The sequence below is a fragment of the Microbacterium sp. NPDC097977 genome (assembly GCF_040302605.1).
In the GTDB taxonomy this organism is placed as follows: domain Bacteria; phylum Actinomycetota; class Actinomycetes; order Actinomycetales; family Microbacteriaceae; genus Microbacterium.
Window position 1 is genome coordinate 1 of the sequence record NZ_JBEOUR010000121.1, and the last position, 5,538, is coordinate 5,538.

4 protein-coding genes and 1 pseudogene are annotated in these 5,538 nt (G+C 70.4%); 2 read left to right on the top strand and 3 right to left on the bottom strand.

Going from position 1 to position 5,538, the window contains the following annotated elements; translation table 11 throughout:
• Together resB and ccsB are read left to right on the top strand one after the other, a co-directional pair.
• The coding region (gene resB / locus ABTZ43_RS16840; RefSeq protein WP_350539604.1) for a cytochrome c biogenesis protein ResB at positions 1-1,395 on the top strand (1,395 nt) is incomplete at its 5' end.
• 4 nt (positions 1,396-1,399) lie between these two features.
• A complete protein-coding gene (gene ccsB / locus ABTZ43_RS16845) occupies positions 1,400-2,383 on the top strand; it encodes a c-type cytochrome biogenesis protein CcsB (protein ID WP_350539605.1) in 984 nt (327 codons plus the stop codon).
• 15 nt (positions 2,384-2,398) lie between these two features.
• On the opposite strand, the gene ABTZ43_RS16850 is transcribed toward ccsB, so the two are convergent.
• The 3 genes and pseudogenes from ABTZ43_RS16850 to ABTZ43_RS16860 all read right to left on the bottom strand — a co-directional run.
• Positions 2,399-2,995 (bottom strand): 2'-5' RNA ligase family protein, encoded by a 597-nt coding sequence (locus tag ABTZ43_RS16850; RefSeq protein ID WP_235563985.1) that lies wholly within the window; start codon positions 2,993-2,995, stop codon positions 2,399-2,401.
• Positions 2,996-3,040: 45 nt separating this feature from the next.
• Complete coding sequence (locus ABTZ43_RS16855; RefSeq protein ID WP_350539606.1) at positions 3,041-4,936, bottom strand: YhgE/Pip domain-containing protein; 1,896 nt, start codon at positions 4,934-4,936, stop codon at positions 3,041-3,043.
• Positions 4,933-5,538, bottom strand: a pseudogene (locus tag ABTZ43_RS16860) (MMPL family transporter); the annotation flags it as partial. The pseudogene ABTZ43_RS16860 and the gene ABTZ43_RS16855, both read right to left, overlap by 4 nt.

Here is a 5,538-nt window from a genome sequence, read left to right on the forward strand (position 1 = left end):
GTCGAGCGCACCTCGACGGATGCCGCGACCGATGCCTCCGCGTCGATCGACATCGCCCAGAAGCAGCTCAGAGCTCTCGGCTACCGGGTCGAGCGCTATGACGACAAGCGCTCGTCGTCGGTCTCGGCGGAGCGCGGATACTGGCGCGAGACCGGCAACCTGCTGTTCCACCTCGCCCTGGTCGGTGTGCTCATCACGGTCGGCGTCGGCGGCGGCTTCGCCTACACCGGCCAGCGCGTGCTGGTCGAGGGCGAGACGTTCGCGAACACGCTGCTCGACTACGACTCGATGAACCGCGGTCGCTTCGTCGGCGACGGGGCGCTCGCGCCGTACTCGATGCGGCTCGACAGCTTCGACGTGACCTATCAGCCGTTCGGCGAGCCCGGATCCGGTCAGGCCGGCGATTTCTCGGCCAACGTCACGGTGCAGGAGAACGGCGACGAGCGCACCGGCTCGGTCAAGGTCAACGAGCCGCTCGGCGTCGCGGACGACAACGTCTTCCTGCTCGGCAACGGCTACGCCCCGACGGTCACGGTGCGCAACCCCGAGGGCGATGTCGTCTTCACCAACAGCACGCCGTTCCTGCCGCAGGACAACAACATGACCTCTCTCGGAGTCCTCAAGATCCCGGATGGTCTCAGCGAGCAGGTCGGCCTGGTCGGCTTCTTCTACCCGACCACCGGGGTGCTCGACACGGGGGCGTTCTTCTCGGCCTTCCCCGAGCTCACGAACCCGACCCTCACACTCGACGTGTACACCGGTGATCTCGGCATCAACGAGGGCATTCCGCGCTCGGTGTACGTGCTCGACACCACGGGGATGACGAAGGTCACCGGGCGCTCGACCGACCTCGAGTCGATCGAGCTGACGCCCGGCCAGACCGCGGATCTGCCGAACGGCATGGGAACCGTGACCTTCGAGGACGAGTCGCCCGCAGGGGCGACCGATGCCTCGCAGTCGGTCAAGAGATTCGCGTCGCTGCAGATCCACCGCGACGCCTCGGGGCCCTGGGTGCTCGGCTTCGCGCTCCTCGCCCTCGGCGGCCTGATGCTCGCTCTCTTCGTCCCGCGCCGCCGCGTCTGGGTCAAGGCGACCGCCGCCGACGGCGCGGTCTCGCTCGAGTACGCCGGACTCGCTCGCGGCGAGGACCCGACCCTCGCTCACGCGGTCGACGACCTCGTGGCAGGGCACGCCAGACTGCTGGACACAGCGGGCGTCACCGCGGCCGTGCCCGAGCCCGAGGAAGAGCCCGAACCCGCGGAAGAGCCCGGGACCGCGGAAGAGCCCGGGACCGCGGAAGAGCCCGGCTCCGACGACCGGCTCGACGCCGACGCGCAGACAGACTCCGAGCGCGAGGCCGACGGCCCCGCATCCGACACGCCGAAAGTAGACTGACACCATGTTCGACCTCGAAGTGATCTCGCCGATCCTGCTGTGGACGTCGATCGCGATCTACGCGGCGGCCTTCGTGGCCTACGCCTTCGATCTCGCGCGTCGGTCCCAGCTGTCGGCCGATTCGGCGAACGTCCGCCAGTTCGAGCTCGTCGGCGCCGGGGCGCGCGGCTCGTCCGCGGCGCGCGGCGCCAAGGGCACCGCGGCATCCGACTCCGCCCCGCAGCGCTTCGTGATGGCGCGCATCGGCACGTCGCTCACCGTCCTGGCGTTCATCTTCCAGCTCGCGGCGACGCTCACCCGCGGGTTCGCCGCCGGCCGTGTGCCGTGGGCCAACCTGTACGAGTTCGCGATGATGGGCACGCTGCTGATCGTCGCGGTGTTCCTCGCGGTGCTCGTGCGCGTCGATCTGCGCTTCCTCGGGACCTTCATCACCGGACTGGTCGTGGTGCTCCTCGGGCTCGCGGCCACGAACTTCTACGTCGACGTCTCGCCGCTGATGGACCCTCTCAAGAGCGTCTGGCTGGTGATCCACGTCTTCGTGGCGTCGCTGGGCACCGCCTTCTTCGCCCTCGCCTTCGCGCTCTCCGTGATCCAGCTCATGCAGTCACGCCGTGAGCGCCTCATCTCCGAGGGCGCGGAGAAGACCGGACCGGGATTCCTGCGCACCTTCCCCGGGTCGGAACGGCTCGAGAGCATGGCCTACCGGTTCACGATCATCGGCTTCATCCTCTGGACGTTCACGCTCATCGCCGGGTCGATCTGGGCGTACTACGCGTGGAGCCGGTTCTGGGGCTTCGACGTCAAGGAGACCTGGACCTTCGTGATCTGGGTTCTCTACGCCGGGTACATCCACGCCCGTGCGACGCGCGGATGGCGCGGCAACAGGTCGGCATGGCTGGCCATCGTCGGCTTCTCGGCCGTGCTGTTCAACTTCACGATCGTCAACGTCTTCTTCAAGGGCCTGCACGCCTACTCCGGCCTCAGCTGAACGACCGGATCCCGGTCATCGGAACGACCGCAGTCCGAACGGGATCACCTCGGCGTGCTCGACGCCGTCTTCGTACCAGACGAACTCCGCCTCCGAGATGGTCTCCGCCGGACGCTTGCTGAGCGACCGACGGGACTTGTGCGACAGCTCGGACCAGGCGGCGGCCGAGAGCGTCTTCGCGTAGATCACGGAGAGGTGGAAGGTCCACTCCGCGGTGTCGCGCTCATCGAGGCGACGGAAGTCGGTGGCCTCGAGCGCCGTGCTGAGCTTCGCATAGGCCGACACCAGCGACGACGTGCGCGTCAGTCGCAGGATCACGGTCTGCCATGGCGACGGGAACACGTCGACGGCCTCGGCGATGACCTCGATCGGATGCTGCGCCACGGCCCATTCACGGATCAGTGAGAGCACCTCCTCGCGTCGCTCGGGTTCGTGGAAGGCGCGGAGCGTGACGTGCTCGGTGTGAGGATGCGGCGCGTCCATACGGCCGAGTGCAGACCGCTGTTCCGCGCGGTAGGCGTCGGAGACGGCCCGCGTCGGGCGCAGCACGAGGTACTGCTGCCCTTCCAGTGACGCGAGCTGGGCGGGCGAGGACATGAAGGGGCGGCGCATCTCCTGATCGTACGTGCGTCGGGGCCGGCCCGAATACGCGGACGCTCAGGCGGCGGCGAACGCGGCTCGGGCCGAGGTCGTGCGGCGCAGCGTCACCGCGAGCGTCGTCGCGACGAGCGACAGCACACCCCAGACGATCAGCGCGGCGAGGGCGCTTCCGCTGCCGGCGATGAGTCCGCTGAAGGCCGGCGCCGTGGGCAGCGCCGCGGCGAGACCGGACAGCCACCCAGGGACGGTCGACACGAGCCCCGTGGCGATCGCCAGCACGCCCACGAGAGCGCTCACCCAGCGACCGATTCCCCCGAACACCGCGACCAGTGCCTGGTTGACGGCGGCGAAGGCCACTCCGGCCAGCACGGCCGTGCCGGCGAACGTCCACCATGCGGCGGCGTCGTAGCCCGCGACGATCTGCACGATGAGCGAGACGAGCACGCCCTGTGCCGCGCCGATCGCGGCGGCCGGGGCGAACGCGCGCAGCGCCAGCCCCGCCGACGACCGTCGAGAGGTCAGAGTGCGCGCCGTATGGGCACGCATCACCAGGAACGAGGCGAGGCCGCCGAACCACAGCACCACCGCGGTGAGGAGGGGGATCGCGGTCGGACCGAAGATCGTCGACTCGTCGGCGCCCTTCGAGGCCACCGGGTCGGCGATCACCGAGGCGAGCGAGGTCGACTGCGCGTCGGTGAACGACGGCAGCGAGTCGGCGGCGGTCCGCAGTCCGCCCGCGAGATCTCCGGTCCCCGTCGCGAGGGTGTCGAGGCCCGTGGCGAGGTCGGTGGCACCGGTCGCGAGATCGGTGGCGCCGCTCGAGAGCTGTCCTGCGCCGCTCGACAGCGCGCGGGCACCGCCGGCCGACTGATCGAGTCCCTGGTAGGCGAGCTGGTTCAGTCCGTCGGCGATCGTCGTCGCCCCGGCGCCGGCCTGGCTCAGCTGGCCGGCGACGGTCGCGGGGAGCGTCGAGAGCTGCTGCACACCGGCATCCGTCTGGGTGGCTCCCGACGAGAGCGCGACGAGCTGATCGCAGTAGGCCTGGGGGAAGCCGCTCGGCACGCACGTGTCGGCGAGCTGCTGCAGACCGCTCGCGACCTGCGCGGATCCCGCGGCGAGCTGCTGGGCGCCCGCGGCCTGATTCTGCAGTTCCGTCGCGCCGGCGGTCAGGCCCTGCCCGAGGTTCGCGGCGCCGGCGGCGGCCTCCCGCGTCTTCGACGAGAGGGTGTCGAGGCCGGACGCGAGAGAGGATGCCCCCGTGCCGAGCTCAGCGGCGCCGGATGCGAGCTGCGTGGCGCCGTCGGGGATAGCCGTGGCGCCGGTGGCCGCGTCCCGTGCCCCGGTGGCGAGCTGGGCGGCACCGTCGGCGGCGTCGCCGATCTGGTCGCCGATGGTCGTGAAGCCGACCAGGATGTTCTCGGTGGTGGCCTCCGAGAGCAGGGTGCCCATGCTGGAGGCGGCGACGTTCGCGATCTGACTCGTGATGAGGTCGTCGGCCACGAGCCCGTCGTCCGGAGTGGTGACCGTGATGGTGGCCTGCTGCGCATCGGAGGCGGCCTCGCCACCGCCGTCGGAGATCGCCTGGCCGGACGAGGTGGCCGCCTTCGAGAAGTCCTTCGGGATCGTGATGACCGCCTGATACGAGCCGTCGGCGAGGCCGTCGGAGGCATCGTCCTTGTTCGAGATGACCCAGGTGAGGTTCGAGTCGAGGTCGTCCGACCCCTCCACCAGGCCTGAGGCGAGCTGCCTGCCGAGCGGTGTCAGCTGCCCGTCGATCTCGACGGGCTCATCGAGGTTGACGATCGCGGCGGTCATGGAGTCCAGGCGCTCGGTCGGATTCTGCAGCGCGGCGACCAGGATGCCGCCGACGGCTGCGGGCAGCAGCAGGATGCCGAGGATCGTCAGCCAGGTGATGGGCTTGCGCGAACGTGCGCGCTCGATGGGGAGGGTCATGCGGTCACCTCGGTCGATTCGGAGGAGTCGTCTGCGACAGGGAGCGCAGAGGATGGGCGTCGGGGTGCATCGATGTCGATCACGGCGACGGGTGTGCGCCCGGCATCCGCGAGCAGTCGCTCGGCGAGCTCCGGGGAGAGCGAGGTGAGCAGCAGCGCGGTCGAGGTGCGTGCGTCTCTCAGGCGTGCGGCGAGCTGGTCGTGCTCGGCGGAGGAGAGCCGGTCGACACCGTCGATCACGACCACGGACGGCCTCCCGCGCAGCGCCTCGGCGAGGTCGGCGGACAGATCGGTCGTGTCGGTGGTCAGGACGGCACCGACGTGGGCGCGCACCCACGCCGCGCGGCCGGGCAGCAGGTGGCCGGCGACGCGCAGCCGGCCGTCGTCCGCGGACAGGCGGCCCGCGATCGCGAGCGACAGGGCGCGCAGAGCGCCGGGGGACGACCCCGTGATCACCGCGGAGCCCCCGGGAGCGAGGCGCAGATGCACGCTCACGACGCCGGCGGCCTCGATCGTCAGATCGTCGGCGGCCACCACCGAGTCGTCTCCCGGCCACTCCGCGAGGTGGCGTTCGCGCTCGACCGCCTCGCCCTCGATGTCGAC